Annotated in this window: 19 protein-coding genes, 1 tRNA gene and 1 pseudogene; 13 read left to right on the top strand and 8 right to left on the bottom strand. The window is 66.8% G+C overall.

Features of this window, described 5'->3' with window-relative positions:
* Nucleotides 1-31 precede the first annotated feature (31 nt).
* Together rpmE and HRV97_RS04725 are read left to right on the top strand one after the other, a co-directional pair.
* Complete coding sequence (gene rpmE, locus HRV97_RS04730; protein WP_019514824.1) at nt 32-262, top strand: 50S ribosomal protein L31; 231 nt, start codon at nt 32-34, stop codon at nt 260-262.
* A gap of 54 nt (nt 263-316) precedes the next feature.
* Nucleotides 317-643, top strand: coding sequence for a PilZ domain-containing protein (locus HRV97_RS04725; RefSeq protein WP_246248511.1), 327 nt, complete (start codon nt 317-319; stop codon nt 641-643).
* A 9-nt stretch (nt 644-652) separates the two neighbouring features.
* Here the strand turns inward: HRV97_RS04725 and HRV97_RS04720 are convergent.
* Nucleotides 653-742, bottom strand: a tRNA-Ser gene (locus HRV97_RS04720).
* A 143-nt stretch (nt 743-885) separates the two neighbouring features.
* On the opposite strand from HRV97_RS04720, the gene HRV97_RS04715 reads away from it, so the two are divergent.
* The 11 genes from HRV97_RS04715 to mazG all read left to right on the top strand — a co-directional run bounded on the left by HRV97_RS04715 (nt 886) and on the right by mazG (nt 11,393).
* Complete coding sequence (locus HRV97_RS04715; RefSeq protein WP_246248510.1) at nt 886-1,887, top strand: lytic murein transglycosylase; 1,002 nt, start codon at nt 886-888, stop codon at nt 1,885-1,887.
* The gene (locus HRV97_RS04710; RefSeq protein WP_174192467.1) at nt 1,871-2,695 is read left to right on the top strand and encodes an SPOR domain-containing protein; all 825 of its coding nucleotides are present in this window, start codon (nt 1,871-1,873) and stop codon (nt 2,693-2,695) included. Before HRV97_RS04715 ends, HRV97_RS04710 begins: the two co-directional genes overlap by 17 nt.
* 37 nt (nt 2,696-2,732) lie before the next feature.
* Complete coding sequence (locus tag HRV97_RS04705) at nt 2,733-3,914, top strand: D-alanyl-D-alanine carboxypeptidase family protein (protein ID WP_174192466.1); 1,182 nt, start codon at nt 2,733-2,735, stop codon at nt 3,912-3,914.
* A complete protein-coding gene (tmk, locus tag HRV97_RS04700) occupies nt 3,914-4,540 on the top strand; it encodes a dTMP kinase (RefSeq protein WP_174192465.1) in 627 nt (208 codons plus the stop codon). The genes HRV97_RS04705 and tmk overlap by 1 nt, the downstream gene beginning before the upstream one ends.
* Nucleotides 4,537-5,568: an AAA family ATPase gene (locus tag HRV97_RS04695; RefSeq protein ID WP_343044428.1), complete on the top strand. Its 1,032-nt coding sequence runs from the start codon at nt 4,537-4,539 to the stop codon at nt 5,566-5,568. The genes tmk and HRV97_RS04695 overlap by 4 nt, the downstream gene beginning before the upstream one ends.
* A gap of 9 nt (nt 5,569-5,577) precedes the next feature.
* Nucleotides 5,578-7,131, top strand: coding sequence for a methionine--tRNA ligase (gene metG / locus HRV97_RS04690; protein WP_174192463.1), 1,554 nt, complete (start codon nt 5,578-5,580; stop codon nt 7,129-7,131).
* Nucleotides 7,131-7,919 carry a TatD family hydrolase gene (locus HRV97_RS04685; RefSeq protein WP_174192462.1) on the top strand — a complete coding sequence of 263 codons (789 nt, stop codon included), beginning with the start codon at nt 7,131-7,133 and terminating at the stop codon, nt 7,917-7,919. The genes metG and HRV97_RS04685 overlap by 1 nt, the downstream gene beginning before the upstream one ends.
* Nucleotides 7,916-8,680, top strand: a complete 765-nt coding sequence (locus HRV97_RS04680; RefSeq protein WP_174192461.1) for an MBL fold metallo-hydrolase — start codon at nt 7,916-7,918, stop codon at nt 8,678-8,680. Before HRV97_RS04685 ends, HRV97_RS04680 begins: the two co-directional genes overlap by 4 nt.
* Nucleotides 8,677-8,841, top strand: coding sequence for a hypothetical protein (locus tag HRV97_RS04675; RefSeq protein ID WP_174192460.1), 165 nt, complete (start codon nt 8,677-8,679; stop codon nt 8,839-8,841). The genes HRV97_RS04680 and HRV97_RS04675 overlap by 4 nt, the downstream gene beginning before the upstream one ends.
* Before the next feature lie 160 nt (nt 8,842-9,001).
* Complete coding sequence (locus HRV97_RS04670) at nt 9,002-10,471, top strand: ISNCY family transposase (protein WP_231729986.1); 1,470 nt, start codon at nt 9,002-9,004, stop codon at nt 10,469-10,471.
* 181 nt (nt 10,472-10,652) lie between these two features.
* The gene (mazG, locus tag HRV97_RS04665; RefSeq protein ID WP_174192459.1) at nt 10,653-11,393 is read left to right on the top strand and encodes a nucleoside triphosphate pyrophosphohydrolase; all 741 of its coding nucleotides are present in this window, start codon (nt 10,653-10,655) and stop codon (nt 11,391-11,393) included.
* Nucleotides 11,394-11,419: 26 nt separating this feature from the next.
* On the opposite strand, the gene hflX is transcribed toward mazG, so the two are convergent.
* The 7 genes and pseudogenes from hflX to dusB all read right to left on the bottom strand — a co-directional run bounded on the left by hflX (nt 11,420) and on the right by dusB (nt 20,509).
* Complete coding sequence (gene hflX, locus HRV97_RS04660; RefSeq protein WP_174192458.1) at nt 11,420-12,712, bottom strand: GTPase HflX; 1,293 nt, start codon at nt 12,710-12,712, stop codon at nt 11,420-11,422.
* A gap of 25 nt (nt 12,713-12,737) precedes the next feature.
* Nucleotides 12,738-13,229, bottom strand: a pseudogene (gene hfq, locus HRV97_RS04655) (RNA chaperone Hfq); the annotation flags it as partial.
* A 116-nt stretch (nt 13,230-13,345) separates the two neighbouring features.
* Nucleotides 13,346-14,716: a nitrogen assimilation response regulator NtrX gene (ntrX, locus tag HRV97_RS04650; RefSeq protein WP_174192456.1), complete on the bottom strand. Its 1,371-nt coding sequence runs from the start codon at nt 14,714-14,716 to the stop codon at nt 13,346-13,348.
* Between the two features lie 4 nt (nt 14,717-14,720).
* The gene (locus HRV97_RS04645; RefSeq protein ID WP_223176557.1) at nt 14,721-16,955 is read right to left on the bottom strand and encodes a sensor histidine kinase; all 2,235 of its coding nucleotides are present in this window, start codon (nt 16,953-16,955) and stop codon (nt 14,721-14,723) included.
* Between the two features lie 58 nt (nt 16,956-17,013).
* Nucleotides 17,014-18,453, bottom strand: a complete 1,440-nt coding sequence (gene ntrC / locus HRV97_RS04640; RefSeq protein ID WP_174192455.1) for a nitrogen regulation protein NR(I) — start codon at nt 18,451-18,453, stop codon at nt 17,014-17,016.
* Nucleotides 18,453-19,511: a two-component system sensor histidine kinase NtrB gene (locus tag HRV97_RS04635; RefSeq protein ID WP_246248509.1), complete on the bottom strand. Its 1,059-nt coding sequence runs from the start codon at nt 19,509-19,511 to the stop codon at nt 18,453-18,455. Before HRV97_RS04635 ends, ntrC begins: the two co-directional genes overlap by 1 nt.
* Nucleotides 19,511-20,509, bottom strand: coding sequence for a tRNA dihydrouridine synthase DusB (dusB, locus tag HRV97_RS04630; protein WP_174192454.1), 999 nt, complete (start codon nt 20,507-20,509; stop codon nt 19,511-19,513). Before dusB ends, HRV97_RS04635 begins: the two co-directional genes overlap by 1 nt.
* Nucleotides 20,510-20,516: the final 7 nt, after the last annotated feature.

Genomic DNA, 20,516 nt, shown 5'->3' with positions numbered 1-20,516 from the left:
GTCGGAACCAGCCGTTTATCGGAGAACACCCATGAAGACCGGAACGCACCCCGACTATCACATGATCAAGGTGCAGATGACCGACGGCACCGTGTACGAGACGCGCTCCACTTGGGGCAAGGAAGGCGACACGATGACGCTTGAGATCGATCCGCTGGCGCACCCGGCATGGACCGGCGGTCGCGGCCAGATGCTCGACCAGGGCGGCCAGGTCGCGCGCTTCAACAAGCGTTTCGGCGGTGGTCTCACGCTGCGCAAGTAAGCGGCTCCGGTCGTAGTAACGGCCTGTTAGGGATGGTGAATTAGCATTCCTGGCATGTCAATGTTCGCGGCCGATTTCGAACCAGCTCAAATGGAAGGCCGGCGCCGCTCCCCGCGTGCGCCGGTTTCCTTTGATGCGCGGCTCGGCGGGCAGGGTGGTCTCGGGCGCACCTTGTGCAAGGTGGTCGACCTGTCGTTGCACGGGTGCCGACTGCAAACCTACTCGGCGATGAAGAAGGGTCAGACGATCTGGCTCAACCTGCCGACGATCGGCCCGGTCGCCGCCGACATCATTTGGGCGGACGATTACCTCGCTGGTTGCCAGTTCCACGCACCCTTGAACGAAGACGCCTTTGCCGCCCTGATCGAGCGACACGCGTGATTCGGATGTTGGCGGAGAGAGTGGGATTCGAACCCACGGTGAGCGTGAACCCACGGCGGTTTTCAAGACCGCTGCCTTAAACCACTCGGCCATCTCTCCGTGGTGCGCAGCGGCGCTTAGGACGGTTGCGGTGTCGCGTGCAAGCCCGGCGACGATTGGCGGTTCTCGCGTGGCGTGCGCTATGCCAGAACGCCCGCATGCGTATTGTGCGAATGTTCGCCGCCGGTTGGCGATCGGTTGTGATGGCTGCGGCCTGTCTGTTGGTCAGCGGTCAACCCGCGTCGGCGCAGGACGAGAGCGGGTTTCAAGCATATCTGGCCACGCTGCGCGCGCAGGCGATCGCCGCGGGCGTGAAGACGGCGACGGTCGACGCGGTGCTGCCCACGCTCACCTTCAATCCGCGCGTGGTGGCACTCGACCGGCAGCAGCCGGAGCAGAATAACACCACCGCGGTGCCGCTGTTCGCGCCCTATCGCACGCGACACGTCGATGCGGCGCGCATTTCGCGCGGCCGCACGACCTATCAGGAGCAGCGCGCACGACTGGCGCGGGTCGAGGCGGAAACGGGCGTGCCCGCGCCGATCATGATCGCCATTTGGGGGCACGAAACCAATTACGGCAGCTATACCGGAGACTTCGACCTGCTGCGCAGTCTCGCGACGCTGGCCTATGAAGGCCGCCGCCGTACGCTGTTCGCGGGCGAATTCATCGCCGCGTTGAAGATGATCGATCGCGGCGTGCCGCGCAGCCGCCTGGTCGGCAGTTGGGCCGGCGCGACCGGCAATCCACAATTCCTGCCTTCGGCCTATCTTCGGCTGGCGAGCGACGCCGACGGCGATGGGCTCGCCGATATCTGGCGCAGCGCGACCGACACGCTGGCGTCGATCGGCAATTACTTCACCCAGGCGGGCTGGCGCACCGGAGAGCCGTGGGGCGTGGCGGTGAGTGTGCCGGACGGCTTCGATCGCAGCGCGGCGACCAACCGGCTGGTGTCGCCGCGCTGCCCGCGGGTGTTTGCGCGGCACAGCGGGTGGCGAACGATGGCGGAGTGGCGCGCGGCTGGCATCGTGCCGCAGAACGGCCAATGGCCGCGCGACTCGGTGCAGGCGGTGCTGATCGAGCCCGATGGCGCAGGCCGAACCGCATATCTGCTGACCGGCAATTACCGCGTGATCCTGGATTACAATTGCTCCAACTTCTACGCGCTGTCGGTGGGGCTGCTGGCCGATGAGATCGCGCGCTAATCTTCTGCTGGCGCTGCCGCTGCTGCTGGCGGCGCAGGCACCTGACGCGGGGGCACCGACCGGCCCGCGCGCGACCGCCGGCGACGGCGAAGCGTCGGCCTATGATGCAGTGGGTTACGCGAGCATCGGCGAGGGTGACGGCATCACAGCCGCGCACGCGCGCCTGCCGATCGGCTTGATCGCCGAGGTGACGTCACTCGACAGCGGCCGGATCATTCTGGTGCGGATCGCCAACCGGATAGCGAAAGGCGCTGACGACGAGATCGTCTTGTCGCGGAGTGCAGCGCAGGCGCTCGGGTTGAGGGGAGACATGGACGCGGTGCGCGTCCGCAGCGTTCAGGCGAACGCGACCGATGCCGCGGCCCTGGCGGCGGGCGGTAGTGCGGCACCCCGACTGTCAGCACCGGACGGCTTGCTGCGGGCGCTGCGCCGCACGCTGCCGCCGCTACCGGCCGGTGATGCCGTGCCACTTGGCGGCCGATCGCCCGCACGGTCGTCGCCTGCACCCGTGTCATCACCTCCACGTGTCACCGCTAAGACCGCCCTCGAGAAACCGGTCGCCACGGTACCGCGCCTCCCACCTCCGCCGGCCACTTCGCGTGGCACGCTACTCGTCCAGATAGCGGCGCTGCGTGACGAACAACGTGCCCGATCGTTGGCGCGTGGCTTGCGTGCCCGCGTCGAGGGCAGTGGCGGATGGTGGCGCGTGCGATTGGGCCCGTTCACCGATCGCACGAGCGCGCAGCGCGCACGTGACGCGGCGATTGCGCGTGGCTATGGTGATGCCTCGATCATCCCAACCCCTTGAATAAGCCCGTCGTGGCCAGAATGTGGAAAGTGCGTCCATGTCCAAGTTTCTGACCGCGCTCGCGGTCCCCGCCGTTGTCCTTGCTGCCGCTTATCCGGTTGCCGCGCAGGCACCCGCCGCCCCGCAGTTCGACACGCCCGCGCCGGTCGCCTTCATGGAGGATATGTCCTCGGGCGCGGTGTTGTACGCGAAGGACGCCGATCGTCGCATGCCGCCCGCCTCGATGGCGAAGATGATGACGGTCTACACCGCGTTCGAGATGCTGCGCAAAGGCGACATCCGGCTCGATCAGGAGCTGGAGGTCCGTCCCGAGACGTGGCAGCGCTGGCACGGTCCCGCCGCGGGTTCGACGATGTTCCTGTCGGCGGGTGAGCGCGTGTCAGTCGCCAATCTGCTCTACGGCATCGTCACGCTGAGCGGCAACGACGCCTGCGTCGTGCTGGCCGAAGGACTGTCGGGCACCGAGCCCGCGTTCGTTGACCGCATGAACGAGAATGCCAAGAAGCTCGGACTGAACAACAGCCACTTCGGCACGTCGAACGGCTGGCCCGACAATGGCGTGACCTACGTCACCGCGCGTGATCTGGCGAAGCTGGCCTCATCGACCATCTCGGAGCACCCGAAGCTCTACAAGCAATTCTACTCGCGCCGGGATTTCACCTGGGGCAAGACGATGGGCGGCAATCAGATCACCCAGGCCAATCGCGATCCCTTGCTGGGCCGCGTCGCGGGCGCCGACGGCTTGAAGACCGGACATACCGAGGAAGCGGGGTTCGGCTTCACTGGTTCGGCCGAGCAGAACGGACGTCGGCTGGTGATGGTGCTCGCCGGTCTGACCAGCTTCAATCAGCGCGCGGCCGAATCGGTCCGCTTCATGGAATGGGGTTTTCGCGCCTGGCAGTCGAAGCCGGTGGTGAAGAGTGGCCGCGTCGTGGGGCAAGCCGACGTCCAGATGGGTGACGTCACCGCGGTCGACCTCGTCGCGCCGCGCGCGGTCGCCGTATCGGTGCCCGCCGGCACCAGCCCGGCGGTGTCGGGCAAGATCGTTTACCAAGGTCCGTTGAAAGCGCCGATCAAGGCGGGGACGCACGTCGCCGACCTCGTCGTCAACGCGCCGGGCCTGCCGCAGCAGGTGACGCCGCTCAACGCCGCGGCCGACGTCGCCGAGGCGGGCTTCTTCCGCCGCGCGTGGCACGGTCTGACCGGCATGTTCGGGTAATGCGCGGACGCTTCCTGAGCCTGGAAGGAGGCGAAGGGGCGGGCAAGTCGACGCAGGTGCGCGCGCTCGCCGCCGCGTTGCAGGCGCGCGGGCTCGCCACGCGGATCACGCGCGAGCCCGGCGGCAGCGAGGGCGCGGAGGCGATCCGCGCGCTGCTGATGCACGGCGATGCCGGACGCTGGAGCGCGCGTGCGGAGGCGCTGCTGTTCGCCGCGGCACGCGCCGACCATGTCGAGAAGGTGATCCGACCCGCGGTCGAGGCGGGCGAGTGGGTGATCTGCGACCGCTACCTCGATTCATCGCGCGCCTACCAGGGTGCGGCCGGCGGGGTCGCCGATGCGGATGTGCTCGCGCTGCACGCGTTCGGGTCGACAGGGTTGTTGCCCGATCGAACCTTCGTGCTGACCTTGCCTGTCGCGCAAGGCACTGAGCGTGCGGCGACCCGCGACGGCGCAGCGGCAGACCGCTTCGCCGCGCGCGATGGTGCCTTTCACGAGGCAGTAGCGGCCGCCTTCCTGCGGATTGCCGAGCAAGAACCGGAGCGCGTGCGCCGGATCGATGCCAGCCGCGACCAAGAAGCCGTTACGGCCGCGATCCTCGACGACCTCGCGGCTTGGCTGCCGTGAGCGCCGCGTCGACGATCCACGGACACGATGCCGCGGCCGACGCGCTGCTCGCCGCGATGGCGGGCGGTTCGCTGCATCACGCCTGGCTGATCGTCGGTCCACAAGGGATCGGCAAGGCGAGCTTCGCGCGCGCCGCTGCGGCTCGACTGCTCGCCGAGGCAGCCGAGCCCGGCGTGCTGCCGCGTCGGCTGGCGCTGCCAGAGCATAACCGAACCGCGGCCTTGCTCGCATCGGGCGCTCACCCCGATTATCGTGAGCTGCGGCGGTTACCGAAAAAGGACGGGAGGGACGGCGAACTCGCGCGCTCGATTACGATCGATCAGGTGCGCGGGCTGGCGCCGTTCCTGGGTACGATGGCGTCGATGGCGGATCGGCGCGTGATCGTCATCGACAGCGCGGACGAACTGGAACGACCGGGCGCGTCCAACGCCTTGCTCAAGAGCCTGGAAGAGCCGCCCGCGGGCGTGACCTTCCTGCTGGTCAGCCACGCACCGGGACGATTGCTGCCGACGATCCGATCACGCTGTCGCTTGCTCCGGCTCGAACCGCTCGGCGACGCTGCGATGCGCGCGGCGCTCGGCGACGCCTTGCCTGAGGCGAGCGCGGACGAGATCGCGTCGTTGGTGCGCGCTGGGATGGGGTCGCCCGGGCGTGCGCTGCGCTACGCCGAACTCGGTTTGTCAGAGATCGACGACGCGCTGCACGCGATCGCGCGCGACGGTGATCCCACCACTGCACGCCGATCGAAGCTGGCCAAGGCGCTTGGGCTGAAGGCGGCGCAGCCGCGCTACGAAGCGTTCCTGGAGCGCGTACCCGGCGTCATCGCCGAGGCGGCACAGCATCGTCACGGACACGAGCTGCGCATCGCGCTCGAGGCCTATGCGCAAGCGCGCGACGTGGCGGGGGCGGCGCGGGGACTGTCGCTCGACGCAGGCGGCACCGTGCTCGAACTCGCCGGACTCGTCGCGAGGCTGGCGGGTGAACCGGTGGTGCGACACGGGGCTGACTTACGCCAAACGCCCCGCTAGGAGCGGCGCATGGGCAAGCCCTTCTACATCACCACCGCGATCAGCTATCCCAACGGCCGCCCGCACATCGGGCACGCGTATGAGGCGATCGCTGCCGATGCGATCGCGCGCTTTCAGCGGCAAGCGGGCCGAGATGTGCGCTTTCAGACCGGGACCGACGAGCACGGGCTGAAAATGGCGCAGACTGCGCGCGAGCAGGACCGCGACGTGCGCGCGTTCGCCGGAGAAATGTCGACGCACTTCAAGCAGATGTGCGACACGCTTGCGATCAGTTACGACCGCTTCATCCGCACCACCGACGACGATCACTACCGCGCCAGCCAGGCGATCTGGCGCGCGATGCAGGATGCGGGCGACCTTTACCTCGACCGCTACGAGGGCTGGTACTCGGTACGCGACGAGGCTTTCTACGACGAGAAGGAGCTGGTCGAAGGCGAGGGCGGCACCAAATTGTCGCCGCAGGGCACGCCGGTGACGTGGACCGCGGAGGAGACGTGGTTCTTCCGCTTGTCCAAGTACCAGCAGCCGCTGCTCGAGCTTTATGCGCGCGAGCCAGACTTCATCCGCCCGGAGAGCCGCCGAAACGAGATCATGCGCTTCGTCGAAGGCGGGCTGTCCGACCTGTCAGTGTCGCGCACCACGTTCGACTGGGGCGTGCCGGTACCCGACAGCGACGGACACGTCATGTACGTGTGGGTCGACGCGCTGACCAACTACCTGACCGGTGCGGGCTACCCCGACGGGGAGATGCCGTATTGGCCGGCCGACCTGCACTTGATCGGGAAGGATATCGTCCGGTTCCACGCGGTTTACTGGCCGGCGTTCCTGATGTCGGCGGGGATCGCGCTGCCCAAGACCGTGTTCGGACACGGCTTCCTGCTCCATCGCGGCGAGAAGATGTCGAAGAGCTTGGGCAACGTCGTCGATCCGCTCGGGCTTGCCGAGGCGTTCGGGGTCGATGCGTTGCGTTACTTTCTGCTGCGCGAGGTGAGTTTCGGGCAGGACGGCAGCTATTCGGCAGAGGCGATCGTCACGCGGGTCAATGCCGAACTCGCCAACGCCTTCGGCAATCTGGCGCAGCGAACCTTGTCGTTCATCGCCAAGAACTTGGGCGGCGCACTTCCCGAGGGCGGTCGAGCCGAAGACGCCGACGCACAGTTGATCGAGGAGGTGGTCGTCGCCTGCGCTGGTATGCGCACCGCCTTCGACGACCTGATGCTCAGTCAAGGGATCGAGGCGTGGTTGCGCGGCGTGTTCGCGTGTAATCAATATATCGATGCGCAGGCACCGTGGTCGTTGCGCAAAACCGATCCGGAACGGATGCACGCGGTGCTCGGCACGCTGGTGCGCGCGATCCGCATGCTCGCGATCGCCATACTCCCGGTGGTGCCGCACGGTGCGGGGCACGTGCTCGATCAGCTCGGTGCGGATGCACGCGACCACGCCGCGATCGACGACGACGGCTGGTACGCGCGCATGACCGCGCAGGGCTTCACGCTGTCGACGCCGACACCCGCGTTCCCGCGGCTCGACATGCCGGCCGCGGCGGAGGTGCACGCCTGATGCTGGCGGACAGCCACTGCCATCTGAACTACAAGGGGCTGGCGGAGGAGCAGCAAGCGGTGCTGGCGCGCGCACGCGAACGCGGCGTCACGGCGATGCTCAACATCGCGACACGCGAGAGCGAGTGGGACGACGTGCTCGCCGTCGCCGAGCGTGAGCCGGATGTTTGGGCCAGCGTCGGCATCCACCCGCATGAGGCGGATCAGCATCCACACGTCGATATCGCGCGGCTGGTCGCGCGCGCCGCGCACCCGCGCGTCGTCGGAATCGGGGAGAGCGGGCTCGATTACCATTACGATCACTCGGATCGCGCGCGGCAGCAGGCGAGTTTTCGCGCCCACATCGCCGCGGCGCGCGAGGCGCGCGTGCCGATTATCGTCCACACGCGCGACGCCGAGGATGACACGCTCGCCATTCTCCGGGACGAGATGGGGAAGGGCGCCTATACCGGTGTGATCCACTGCTTCACGGCCAGCGCCGCCTTCGCGGACGCAGCGATGGAGCTGGGGTTCTTCATCTCGATTTCGGGCATTGTCACCTTCAAGAATGCGCGTGATTTGCAGGAAACGGCAGCACGGATTCCGCGCGAGCGACTGTTGATCGAGACCGACGCGCCGTTCTTGGCGCCCGTGCCACATAGAGGGAAGACGGGGGAGCCGGGCTTCGTTGCGGATACCGCGGCGTTCCTGGCGAAGCTACGCGGTGAGGAAGCCGAGGATCTGCAGACCTATACGGCGCGTAATTTCCACGCGTTGTTCAGCAAGACCGCAGCGCAGGCGGGGGCGTGAAGGTCCGCATCCTCGGGTCGGGAACGTCGTCGGGGGTGCCGCGCATCGGCAATGACTGGGGCGCGTGCGATCCGGCCGAGCCGCGCAATCGTCGCACCCGCGCCTCGATCCTGGTCGAGCACGAGGGAACGCGCATCCTGGTCGACACCGGGCCCGACATGCGCGAACAATTGCTCGCCGCAGACGTCGGCGTAGTCGACGCCGTCATCTGGACGCACGCGCACGCCGATCACGTGTTCGGCATCGACGATCTGAGGCAGGTGTATCACGCGCGCGGCACGCCGGTGCCGGGGTATGCGCGACCGGCCACTGCTGCGCTGTTACGGCGCCAGTTCGGTTACGTGTTCGACGGAGCAGGGGGCTATCCGCCGACCGTCGAACTAGCATTGCTGCCCGACACGCTGACGATCGGGGCGATTGGCATCAGCGTGGTCGATCAACCGCATGGATCAATCACCTCGGCGGGATTGCGCTTCGACGCGGGTGGCGTGCGCGTCGGATATGCCACCGACGTCAGCGGCATGACCGACGCCATGCGCGCGTGCTATGCCGGGCTGGACGTATGGATCGTCGACGCATTGCGCCGCCGTCCGCACCCGTCGCACGCGGACCTCCCGACCGTGTTGCACTGGGTCGAGGAACTCAGCCCGGACGAGACTGCGCTGATCCATATGGACCAGTCGATGGATTATCGAACGCTCTGCGATACGCTGCCAAGGGGAGTAGAACCCGGTTTTGACGGCTGGGAGCGCCGCTGGTGAGCGATACGATGGTCAAGGCACTATTGTACGGGCTGTTGCTGGCGCTGCCTGTGTCGGCGCTGGCGGCGCGGTGCGTGCCTATGGCCACGGTGATGCGGTACGCAGTCACTTGGATCGTCATCTTCGGTGTCGGCTTGCTCGCTGTTCAGGCACTCACGTGAACTAGAACAGCAGCGTGTCATTTTACATAATGTTTATTATCAACTTTAGCATTTGTAGGCGCTAAGTAGAAATGACACTGCTCCGCTAGATAGAAAAGGCACACAGTGCCAGCGGGTCGCCGGTGTCATGGCCATCCTCGGCAGCGAGGATGTGCGAACGATGACGGTGCTGACGATGAGTACTGCCGAGGTGAGCCGGTTCGACACCCTGATGCGGCTCGACCGCGGTGAGATCCGGGTTGCAGACGCGATGGCGCTACTGAGCCTTGAGCGTCGACAGATCTACCGGTTGCTGGAGCGAGTTCGGCAGGACGGCGCAGCCGGGCTGATCTCGCGCAAGCGTGGCCGTCCGAGCAACCGGCGTTACGGCGATGCCTTTCGTGACCAGGTCGTCAGCCTCGTGCGCGAGCAGTATAACGGGTTCGGGCCCACGCTGGCGCGCGAGTATCTGGCCGAGCGGCACGGCATCCGGGTGTCGTGCGAGACGCTGCGGCAGATGATGATGGCAGCGGGGCTGTGGAAGGACCGCGCAGCGCGTCGCCCTCGCCCGCACCAGCCGCGTTACCGGCGGGACTGCCGCGGCGAGCTGATCCAGGTCGACGGGTCCAAACACTGGTGGTTCGAGGACCGGGGCCCGCAATGCACGCTGCTGGTCTATATCGACGATGCGACCAGCGAATTGATGCACCTGGAGATGGTAGAGAGCGAGAGCACCTTCGCCTACATGCGGGCCACGCGGACGTATATCGAGCGCCACGGAAAGCCGGTCGCCTTGTACTCCGACAAGCACAGCGCGTTTCGCAACAACACCGCTTCGGCGAACGGTGACGGCATGACCCATCTCGGGCGGGCGCTGCATGCGCTCAACATCGAGATCATCTGCGCCAACTCGCCGCAGGCCAAGGGGCGTGTCGAGCGGGCGAACGGCACGTTGCAGGACCGGCTGGTCAAGGCGATGCGACTGGAGGGCATCTCCACCATCGAGGAGGCCAATGCCTTTCTCCCCGCCTACATGGCCCGGCACAACCGGCAGTTCGCCAGGACGCCGTTCGACCCGCGCGATCTCCACCGCCCGCTGGCGCCGCACGAGAACATCGAGGCAGAGATGGTCTGGCGCGAGCAGCGCACGGTGACCGCGGCGCTGACGCTGCACTACAACAAGGCGCTGTTCATCCTGGAGCCGAACCGGGTCAGCCAGGCACTGGCGCGCAAGCGGGTAGATGTCTGCGAGTTCCCTGACGGGCGGATCGAGATCCGACACGACGGGCAGGCCTTGCCCTATCGCGTGTTCGACAAGATGCAGCGGGTGAACCAGGCAGCGGTGGTCGACAACAAGCATCTCGACGCGGCGCTGGCGATGGCGCGGCTCCTGCAGGAAACGGCACCACACCACCGCAAGCGGAACAACAACGAGCCGGCGCGGACCGCCCAGACTGGCGGTATGTTCGCCGCCTCGGCTGCTCCGACTGCATCGAAGGTGGATCGCCGCACGCTCTGCACGCCCAAGCTGAAGCGTGGACCGCGCCTTCCCAACACGGAACTCGTCGCGCGTGGACTGGCCGAATACGCGGGCCGAGATCGGAACACGCCGCCTCAGGAACCTGCCTCACTGCCTGCTGTTCTAGCGTGACCGGGCCCGCTGCTGGCGCAGCGGGTCCGTAGCCCTCTCAGAACTCACCGCATCAGCGGGGTCAGCGCTGCGCTTGTGGATGGCTCCACGCTGCCCCCGCTGCTACCAACGGTGTGTCAGTTCTATCTGGCGACGAATGTGTCTTCTCTAAGTGGCAGCAACAGCATTGGGCGTATCTGAGATGCCGATTGAGCGCCTTCTCGCCGTCATGCAACGGCTGCGTTCGCCGGATGGCTGCGAATGGGATCGCACGCAGACGTTCGAGACGATCGCGCCCTACACGATCGAGGAAGCCTATGAAGTCGCCGACGCGATCACGCGACGCGACATGGCCGACCTCAAGGACGAGCTCGGCGACCTCCTGCTCCAGGTCGTGTTCCACAGCCGCATCGCCGAGGAAGCCGGCCTGTTCGCCTTCGACGACGTCGTCGCCGCGATCAGCGACAAGATGGAGCGTCGCCACCCGCATATCTTTGGCGGCGCAGAGGCTGGCGGTCACCATCTGTGGGAACAGGTCAAGGCGGCCGAGCGCCAGGCCAAGGGTGTCGGTGGAACGCTCGACGGCGTCGCACTCGGGCTGCCGGCACTTCAGCGTGCCGAGAAGATCCAGAAGCGCGCCGCACGCGTCGGCTTTGACTGGCCCGATGCCGCGGGACCGCGCGACAAGATCAATGAGGAATTGCACGAGGTCGAGAGCGCAGCTTCCGACGACGAGCGCGAGGACGAAGTGGGTGACCTGCTGTTCGCCGTCGTCAATTGGTCACGCCACCTCAAGGTTGACCCGGAAGCCGCGCTCCGCCGCGCGATCACCAAGTTCGAGCGGCGTTTCCGCGCAATGGAGCAGATGACCGACGCGCTCGACCAACTGTCGTTGGACGAGAAGGAAGCCCTGTGGCGTCGCGCCAAGGAGGACGAACGTTAGAGCCGCCCGACTGACGCGGACGCCACCTACTCCGCGCGTTGCTGAAACCTTTCGAAGTCGCGTTCGGCCATGCGCACTTCGTAGCGTGCGCGGTCGTCCTCGACGTGCTGCGACAGCACTTCGCCATGCTGGTGCAACCAGGCCGCACCCGCGCCGTCCGCGGGATCAAGCGTCACGACGTAGCGACGGTGACCCACGGTCAACCGCGCCGATGCCTGCGCGATGAGGCCGTCGACCCCCTGCCCAGTCAGCGCCGAAATGACCACCACGTCGTCGCGTCGATCGGCATCGGCGATCAGCGCCTCGCGGTCGGTCGCGTCGATCAGGTCAAGCTTGTTCCATGCCTCGATCCGCGGCGTGGTGTCGGTGACGCCGATCTCCTCGAGCACCGTCTCGACGTCGGCGCGCTGCGCCTCAGTGTCGGGATGTGCGATGTCGCGGACGTGGATCAGCAGATCGGCCGATACGACTTCCTCAAGCGTCGCCTTGAACGCGGCAACGAGCTGCGTCGGCAGTTCAGAGACGAAGCCGACCGTGTCGGACAGGATCGCCTTGTCGAGCCCCGGCAGCGAGATCTGCCGCAACGTAGGGTCGAGTGTGGCGAACAGCAGGTCCTCGGCCATGACGTGACTGCCGGTCACGCGGTTGAACAGCGTCGACTTGCCGGCATTGGTATAGCCGACAAGCGCGATGACGGGCCACGGCGCACGCTGGCGTCGTTCGCGGTGAAGCCCGCGCGTGCGCGTCACCTGGTCAAGTTCGCGGCGCAGGCGCGCCATGCGGTCGCGGATCAAGCGTCGATCGGCCTCGATCTGCGTCTCGCCAGGGCCGCCAAGAAAGCCGAAGCCGCCGCGCTGCCGTTCAAGGTGCGTCCAGCTGCGTACCAGCCGGCCCGACTGATAGTCGAGGTGGGCGAGTTCGACCTGCAAACGCCCTTCGGCGGTCGCCGCGCGCTCGCCGAAAATCTCAAGGATCAGACCGGTGCGATCGATCACCTTGATCTCGAGAGCGGTTTCGAGATTGCGTTGCTGGATCGGGGTCAGCGCGCCGTCGAACACGACGAGCTGCGCCTCCCCCATCCGCGCACGCGCGGCGATGTCCTCGATCTGGCCGCTGCCGATCAGCGTGGCGGCACGCGGCGCACGCACGCGGATGGCGACGCGGTCAACCACCTCGACCCCGATCGCCTCGGCCAGACCAGCCGTTTCCTCCAACCGAGCGTCGGCATCACGCGACGATCCGCCCAGATCGGGAAACACCACGACCGCCTTCGCGCCGCGCGCGAACTCGTCACGATCGCGGTCGAACCCACCGCTCATGCGCGCTGCTCCATCGACACCCCGATCAATCCCCGTCCTGCTCCTCGGCCAGGTTGAGCGGCTGCGACGGCTGGATGGTCGATACCGCGTGTTTGTAGACGAGCTGCGACATGCCATCGCGTTGCAGCAACATGCAGAACAGGTCGAACGCGGCGATCGCACCCTGCAACATGACGCCGTTGACGAGGAACATCGTCACCGGGTCTTCCGACTTACGAACGGCATTGAGGAAAATGTCCTGCAACAACGGCTGCTTGCGCGTCGTCTCCCCCAGCGAACCGACGATTCCGTCGACGTCGATCTGTCCGGCGGGCATGATCGTCGAGATCGCATGCTTGTAGATGAGCTGCGATTGACCATCACGGCGCAGCAGTACCGAGAAATTGTCAAACCAGGTGACGATGCCCTGCAGCTTCACGCCTTTCACCAGGAACATGGTCACCGGCGTCTTGGTCTTGCGCAGCGAGTTGAGGAACAGGTCCTGGAGCGAGGTGGGCTTGTCGGCCATGAGATCTTCCTTGTTCTTGGCGGGAGGTTCCCCGCGATGCGCCGGTGCCCGGCGTCGGCATTGATGAAGCTATGTAACGTGTTGCCTCGCGTCCAGTGCCGCGCGAGCGATAGTTTGCTGCTCGCTCAATCCTCGCGCGTTTCGGTGATGCCGAGCAGCTTTAGTTTTCGGTGAAGCGCGGAACGCTCCATGCCGATGAAGCTGGCGGTACGCGAGATGTTGCCGGAAAAGCGCCTGATCTGCACGCGCAGATACTCGCGTTCGAACGTCTCACGCGCCTCACGCAGCGGCGCGCCCATGATGGCGCTGCTGCCCGCGCCCGAACCCTGATCGCCCAGCACCTCGACCGGCAGTAGGTCGACGTCGATCCGCCCGATGCGGGTGCCGGGTGCGAGAATGATCGTGCGCTCGACGACGTTGCGCAACTCGCGCACGTTGCCCGGCCAGTCGAACGATTGCAGCGCCACCATCGCCTCGGTCGCGATCTGCGGCGTGGGCACGCGGCGTTCGGCGGCGTAATGCGCGACGAAATGCTCGACCAGCGGCGGTATGTCCTCTCGGCGTTCAGCGAGCGACGGGATCGTTACCGGCACGACGTTCAACCGGTAGTACAAATCCTCGCGAAAGCGCCCCTCGGCGATCTCGACCGGCAGGTCGCGCGCGGTGGCGGACACGACGCGAATGTCGACCTTCACGACGCGCGTACCCCCTACCCGCGTGAAGCTCTGGTCGGTCAGCACGCGCAGTATGCGCGCCTGGGTCGCCATCGGCATGTCGGCGATCTCGTCCAGGAACAGCGTTCCGCCATGCGCCTGTTCGAGCAAGCCGGTGCGCTTCAGGTCGCCATTTTCTTCGACCCCGAACAATTCCTCCTCGACGCGCTCGGGCGCCATACCCGCCGCGCTCATCAGCACGAATTTGGCGTGCGCGCGCTGGCTCCAGCCGTGGAGCAGCCGCGCCGCCACCTCCTTGCCGACGCCGGCCGCGCCCATGATCAGCGTGCGGCTGCCGGTGCCCGCGACGCGCTTCAACGTCGCGCGCACCGCGTTGATCGCGGTCGAGTTGCCCGTCAGGTCGACCGCCCTGCCCGCCGCTGCGCGGAGCGACGCCACCTCGGCGCGCAGCCGCTCGGTTTCGGTCGCGCGCTCGACCATGAGCAGCAGGCGCTCGGCCTGGAACGGTTTCTCGATGAAGTCGGCGGCGCCCTTTCGGATCGCGGCAACCGCGGTGTCGAGCGTCCCGTGACCCGAAATCACGAGCACCGGAATCGAAGGATCGCGATGCTTGATCTCATCGAGCAGTTCGAGCCCGTCAATGCGCGAACCCTGCAGCCAGACGTCGAGCAGCACCAAGCTCGGCCGCCTGGTCGCAATCGCCTCCAACGCGGTGTCGCTGTCGGCCGCGACGCGCGTGTCATAGCCCTCGTCCTCCAGCACGCCGGCCACGAGTTCGCGGATGTCGAGTTCGTCGTCGACGACGAGGATGTCGATCGCCATGCGTCTAGTTCCGGCTCCTGGTCAAAGCGGCGATCGTCCGATCGTCATGCTGGCTGTATGATTCGTCGTCGAGCGCGAGCGGCTCCAGCAATGCCGGCTCGAACGACAGGGTCACTATCGTGCCCCCGCCCGGACGATCGTCGAAGCTGATCGATCCATGATGCTCCTCGACGATCTTCTTGACGATGGCGAGGCCGAGGCCGGTGCCGCGTGCGCGCGTCGTCATATATGGCTCGACGATACGCTCGCGCTCCGCCGGCAGGCCGACACCGGTGTCGGCCACACTGATCGTCACCCGCTGATCGTCCCCGGTCAGGCGCATGGTGATCGACGCATCGTCTTGGTCAACGGCCTCCACCGCCTCGACCGCGTTCTTGACGACGTTGGTCAGCGCCTGCCCGAGCTGGCGGCGGTCGCACACCAGTGTCGGCGCGGGATCGTCTTGGTCTAGCGTGAAGTGGATGCGGGGATGCGCCACCTCGTGGAGAAACATTGTCTGGCGCGCGACATCGAGCAGCGACTCGTGGCGGAACACCGGCTTGGGCATCCGCGCGAACGACGAGAATTCGTCCACCATCCGGCGCAGGTCGCCGACCTGGCGCACGATCGTGTCGGTCAGCCGCGCAAAGGTAGTGTCGCCTTCCTCCACCTTGCCGCCGTAGCGCCGCTGCAACCGTTCGGCGGCAAGCTGGATTGGGGTCAGCGGATTCTTGATCTCGTGCGCGATGCGGCGCGCGACATCGGCCCAGGCGGCGCGGCGCTGGTCGGTCAGCTGCTGCGTGATGTCGTCGAACGTGACGATCGGTCCCGACCCGTCGCGAGCGACGCGCGCGGCGAACGTGCGCTGTTCGCCGGCTACCGACACCTGCACCGCGCCCTCGCGCGCGCCGGCCGTCAGCAGCGCGTCGAGTTCGGGCGCGACGCTGGCGAGCGGTCGTCCGATCGGCGACGTGTCGAGCCCCAGCAGCGTCTGCGCCGAGCTGTTGATGAGCCGGATCGTGCGGTCCTCCGCGATCGACAGCACGCCCGCCGACACGCCCGACATCACTGCCTCGATCAGCGCACGGCGGCTCTCGAGCTGGGTGTTGGCGGTGACCAGCGCGGTGTTCTGCGTCTCGATCCGCGAGGTCATCGCGTTGAAGGCATTGGAGAGCACGCCGACCTCGTCGCGCTCCCGCGTGTCAGGCACGCGCGCGGCGAGATCACCGTCGGCGACGCGGCGCGCGGCCTCGACCAATTCGCCCACGGGTCGCACGAGCCGATCCGCGACTTGGAGCGCGATCCACACCGCGATGCCGACGATCAGCAGCGAGATGATGAGCAATGCGGCATTAAAGCGCAATTGCAGCGATCGCGCGCGTTCGAGCAACTGGCGGTAGTCGCCCAGAACGGCCGCTCCGCGATCGATCTGCGCCGATAGCTGGGGATCGAACACGCGCGCTGAGTAGAGGTAGGTGTTGGGTTGGTAATCCAACCGGGTCAACGCACCGGCACGATCGCTGCCCTGCACGATGACGGTCGGACCCGAGCGCTCCAGCTTGGCCACCATCGCCGGCGTGACCACGCGTTCGAGCGGCCGATCGTAGGGATTGAGCAGCGCCAGAGTTCGCAGTTCGCCGTCGGCGGCGCGGTTGACGATCAGCGCTTCGGACAAATTGCGCAGGTACAGCTGATAGGCGAGCCCCTCGCTGAAACGCTTGCTGTCGATCGTGTCGTTGCGCAGGTAGTTGGCGAGGTCGCTCGACATCGTCGCGGTTTCCTGAGCCACGCGGTTGAGTTCGCTGCGGTAGTTCTCCTGCGCCAGACTCGCGGCATTCTCGAACATGCTGCGCGCACGGTCGGAATACCAGAATTGCACGCCATATTGGAACAGTAGTGAGGCGAAGATGGTGACGAGCAACGCCGGAACCGCGGCGACCGCGGAGAACAGCAGCACCAAGCGGACGTGCAACCGTCCCTCGCCCCCGACCGGCGAGCGCGCGGCGCGACGTCGCGCGATCCGGCGTCCCGCCAGCATCATCAACGCGATCCCGCCGGCGAGATTGGCGACGAGCACCAGCGCGATCACGGGCGGCGCGAGCAACCCCTTTGGATTACCCTCCCCGCGCACGATGAAATAGCTGGCGAGCGCGACCGCCAGCACCGCGGCGAGCACGCCCAGTTCGACCGCGGGGGTCACCGACAGCCTGCGCTTCAGTGGCAATATAGATTGGGAAGCGGGCTCGGCGCCGGCATGCATCAACGGCGCGCTACACCATCAGTGTTGCATAGAAAACACATATTTCGGTGAGCCGAGGCTAGGCCGCCGTGGTCGGTGAAGCGTCGGGGTCGATGCCGAGCACGTCGAGCCGCTTGCGCAGGGTATTGCGGTTGAGCCCGATCGCACGCGCGGCGCGGAGCTGATTGCCGCCGTGACGACGCAGGATCGCCTCGATCATCGGACGTTCGACTGCGGCGACCAAGCGGGCGTGCAGCGTGCCGTCGTCGAGCGTGCGCGGCTCGGTACGCGCGAGATGCTCTATCAACGCGTACACTGCTTCATCCAGGCCTGTCGCCATCGCCATCGGCAGCGCGGGTGCCGCGCCGCGCAATGCCCCACCGACATCGGCGGCGGTGATCTGATCGTCCCGCGACAAGGCGGCCAAACGCCGCATGAGGTTTTCCAGCTCGCGCACGTTGCCGGGCCAGTCATACGCCTCCAGCACCGCGACCGCGCCGGCATCCAGCGTCTTGCGCGGCAATCCTGCCTCGGCCGCGCGATCGAGGAAGTGGCGGGCGAGTTCGGCCACATCGTCGCGTCGCTCTCGCAACGCAGGCAGCGCCATCGGCACCACATTCAGACGGTAGAACAGGTCTTCGCGGAACTGACCATCGGCGATCGCGCCGTGAAGGTCGCGGTTGGTGGCGGCGACGATGCGAACGTCGGCCCGGATCGCGCGCGATCCGCCGACCGTCGTGAACTCGCCCGATTGCAGCACGCGCAGCAGCCGCGTCTGCGCCTCGCGCGGCATGTCGCCGATCTCGTCCAGGAACAGCGTGCCGCCGTTCGCCTGTTCGAAGCGTCCGGCACTCCGCTGCGCCGCACCGGTGAATGCGCCGCGTTCGTGGCCGAACAGCTCGGCCTCGATCAGCTCGCGCGGAATCGCTGCCATGTTGATGGCGACGAACGGTGCGTGACGGCGCGCACCCAAATCGTGGACAGCGCGCGCGACCAGTTCCTTGCCGGTACCCGACTCGCCCGACACCAGCACGGTCAGGTCATTGGAGACGACGCGCGCGATCACGCGGTACACCTCCTGCATCGCCGGGGAGCGTCCAATCAGCGGCAGCGATGCGTCGGCATCGTCGCCACTCGCCACGGCATTGCGACCCCGCCGGGCGAGTGCTGCGGCAACCGTGCGGGTCAGCGTGTCGAGATCGAACGGCTTGGGCAAATAATCGTAAGCGCCCGCCTCGTTGGCGCGCACCGCGGTGGTCAGCGTGTTGCGCGCCGACAGCACCACGATCGGTAGATCGGCATGTTGCGCGACGATGCGCGTCGCGTGATCGATCCCGTCGCCATCGGGCAGCACGACATCGGTGACGAGCGCGTCGGGCAGCTTCGTGCGCAGTTCGCGGTCGAGATCGGCTAGGCAGGTCGCGGTGCGGACCTGGTGCCCGGCGCGGCGCAGCGCCTGCGCGACGACCAGGCGGACCGCGTCGTCGTCGTCAACCAGCAGGATGTCGGCCGACGCCATCAGGCGGCACGCGGCAGCAGGATGCGGAACACGGTCGCGTGCGGCACGCCCTCGCGTGAATATTGCACGATCCCTCCCATGTCGCGGATCAGCTTGTCGACGAGGGCCAAACCGAGCCCTTTGCCTTCCGGTTTGCTCGACACGAACGGGTCGAACAGGTGCTCGGCGATATCCTCGGGCGCGCCGGGTCCGGTGTCGATGACGCAGATCTCGATCGGCAGCGCGATCCGACCCGACCCGTCGCGCGCGGCGATCGTGACGCCGTGGCGGTAGGCGGTAGCAAGCGTGATGCGGCGCTCGCCGATCTGGCCGAGTGCGGCGGCGGCGTTCTTCAGCAGGTTGAGGATCACCTGCAGCAGCCCGTCGTGATTGCCGAGCGCGAGCGGCAAGGAGGGGTCGTAGCGTTCCTCGATGACCATGTCTCGCGCGAAGCCCGCCAGCGCCACGCGCCGTGCGTGCGCCAGCAACGGGTAGATGTTGAGCGGCGCCACCTCGCGCGGGCGGGTATCGGTAAAATCCTCCATGCGGTCGATCAAGGCGGCGATCCGGTCGACCTCCTTAATGACCAACCGGCAGAGTTCGTCTGGCGCGGCGCCATCAGCGATCAGCTGCGCCGCACCGCGGATGCTGGACAGCGGGTTCTTGATCTCGTGTGCGAGCATCGCCGCCGCGCCGACCGCCGAGCGCGCGGCGGCGGCGCGGTCCATCGTCTGCCCGAGCTGGCGCGAGGGCGCGGCATTGTGCAGCGTGAGCACGCGCCAACCCGCGCAGTCGGGCACCTCCGCCTCGATCAAGTCGACGCGCAGCTTGAGCCCGCGCGCGGTCTCGACCTGGGTGTCGAATGCGGCGGCGGCGTGTCCGGCACGGCGTGCGGCGCTGCTCGGCAGGGTGAGCACGTCGCCGATCCCCTGCCCCAGCAAGGCGCGCTGCGACATATTGAGCAGCGTCTCGGCTTCGGCGTTCACGCGCGCGATCCGGTCGTCGGGGTCGAGCAGCAGCATCGCGACCGGCAACGCCGCGAGCAGATCGGCGTCACCCGGCGTGCATGCCGCCAGCATCACGCCGCGGCGCGGGTCAGGTACGGCGCGTAGAAGTCACGCAGCATCGCCTTGACGCGGTTCGCATCGGGTTCCTGGTTCACCTGGTTGCGGAACACGGCCGAGCCGTCGATGCCCTTGGTGTACCAGCCGATGTGCTTGCGCGCCATGTTGACGCCGGTTACCGGGCCATAATGGTCGAGCATCATGTCGTAGTGCTCGGCGATCACATGATATTGTTCGTTCAGCGACGGATCGGGCACGCGCCGCCCCTCGGCAAACCACGTCATTAACTGGCCCAGCAGCCACGGGCGGCCATAGGCGCCGCGCCCGACCATGATGCCGTCCGCGCCCGATTGCTCCATCGCGGCCTCGGCATCCTCGATCCCGCAGATGTCGCCGTTGGCGATCACCGGGATCGACACCGCATCCTTCACCTGGCGGATAAAGCGCCAGTCGGCCGAGCCCTTGTACATCTGGTTGCGCGTGCGGCCGTGGACGGTGACCATGCGGATGCCGAGATCCTCGGCGATCCGCGCGAGCTCGGGCGCGTTCAGGCTGTCATGGCACCAGCCCATCCGCATCTTGAGCGTGACCGGCACCTCGACCGCCTTCACCACGCCCTCGATGATTGAACGCGCGAGCACAAGGTCGCGCATCAGCGCCGAGCCCGCATCACCGTTGGTCACCTTGCGTACGGGGCAGCCCATGTTGATGTCGATGATCGCCGCGCCCTTGTCACGCGCGAGCTTCGCAGCCTCCCCCATCTCGTACGGTGCACAGCCGACCAGCTGCATCGATACCGGCTCTTCGGACAGGTGCCACATCGCTTTCTGCAGCGACTGACGTGTCTCGCGGATCGCCGCTTGGCTCGCGATCATCTCAGTCACGTTCAGGCCGGAACCGTAGCGGCGCACGAGCGTGCGGAAGGGCTGATCGGTCACGCCGGTCATTGGCGCGAGCACGACGGGCTGGTCGATCCGCACCGGACCGATCTGGATGGGAGTGAGTTTCTGCATGATGCCT

The organism is Sphingomonas hominis (assembly GCF_013328205.1).
Taxonomy (GTDB): domain Bacteria; phylum Pseudomonadota; class Alphaproteobacteria; order Sphingomonadales; family Sphingomonadaceae; genus Sphingomonas; species Sphingomonas hominis.
The sequence above is the reverse complement of the archived record's forward strand: the minus strand, read 5'-3'. Positions and strand labels throughout refer to the sequence as shown.

Excerpts from the sequence above, each read along its gene's own strand:
- rpmE (WP_019514824.1), top strand. The coding sequence starts at position 32 with ATGAAGACCGGAACGCACCCCGACTATCACATGATCAAGGTGCAGATG.
- HRV97_RS04725 (WP_246248511.1), top strand. The coding sequence starts at position 317 with ATGTCAATGTTCGCGGCCGATTTCGAACCAGCTCAAATGGAAGGCCGG.
- HRV97_RS04715 (WP_246248510.1), top strand. The coding sequence starts at position 886 with ATGGCTGCGGCCTGTCTGTTGGTCAGCGGTCAACCCGCGTCGGCGCAG.
- HRV97_RS04710 (WP_174192467.1), top strand. The coding sequence starts at position 1,871 with ATGAGATCGCGCGCTAATCTTCTGCTGGCGCTGCCGCTGCTGCTGGCG.
- HRV97_RS04705 (WP_174192466.1), top strand. The coding sequence starts at position 2,733 with ATGTCCAAGTTTCTGACCGCGCTCGCGGTCCCCGCCGTTGTCCTTGCT.
- tmk (WP_174192465.1), top strand. The coding sequence starts at position 3,914 with ATGCGCGGACGCTTCCTGAGCCTGGAAGGAGGCGAAGGGGCGGGCAAG.
- metG (WP_174192463.1), top strand. The coding sequence starts at position 5,578 with ATGGGCAAGCCCTTCTACATCACCACCGCGATCAGCTATCCCAACGGC.
- HRV97_RS04685 (WP_174192462.1), top strand. The coding sequence starts at position 7,131 with ATGCTGGCGGACAGCCACTGCCATCTGAACTACAAGGGGCTGGCGGAG.
- HRV97_RS04670 (WP_231729986.1), top strand. The coding sequence starts at position 9,002 with ATGACGGTGCTGACGATGAGTACTGCCGAGGTGAGCCGGTTCGACACC.
- mazG (WP_174192459.1), top strand. The coding sequence starts at position 10,653 with ATGCCGATTGAGCGCCTTCTCGCCGTCATGCAACGGCTGCGTTCGCCG.
- hflX (WP_174192458.1), bottom strand. The coding sequence starts at position 12,712 with ATGAGCGGTGGGTTCGACCGCGATCGTGACGAGTTCGCGCGCGGCGCG.
- ntrX (WP_174192456.1), bottom strand. The coding sequence starts at position 14,716 with ATGGCGATCGACATCCTCGTCGTCGACGACGAACTCGACATCCGCGAA.
- HRV97_RS04645 (WP_223176557.1), bottom strand. The coding sequence starts at position 16,955 with ATGCATGCCGGCGCCGAGCCCGCTTCCCAATCTATATTGCCACTGAAG.
- ntrC (WP_174192455.1), bottom strand. The coding sequence starts at position 18,453 with ATGGCGTCGGCCGACATCCTGCTGGTTGACGACGACGACGCGGTCCGC.
- HRV97_RS04635 (WP_246248509.1), bottom strand. The coding sequence starts at position 19,511 with ATGCTGGCGGCATGCACGCCGGGTGACGCCGATCTGCTCGCGGCGTTG.
- dusB (WP_174192454.1), bottom strand. The coding sequence starts at position 20,509 with ATGCAGAAACTCACTCCCATCCAGATCGGTCCGGTGCGGATCGACCAG.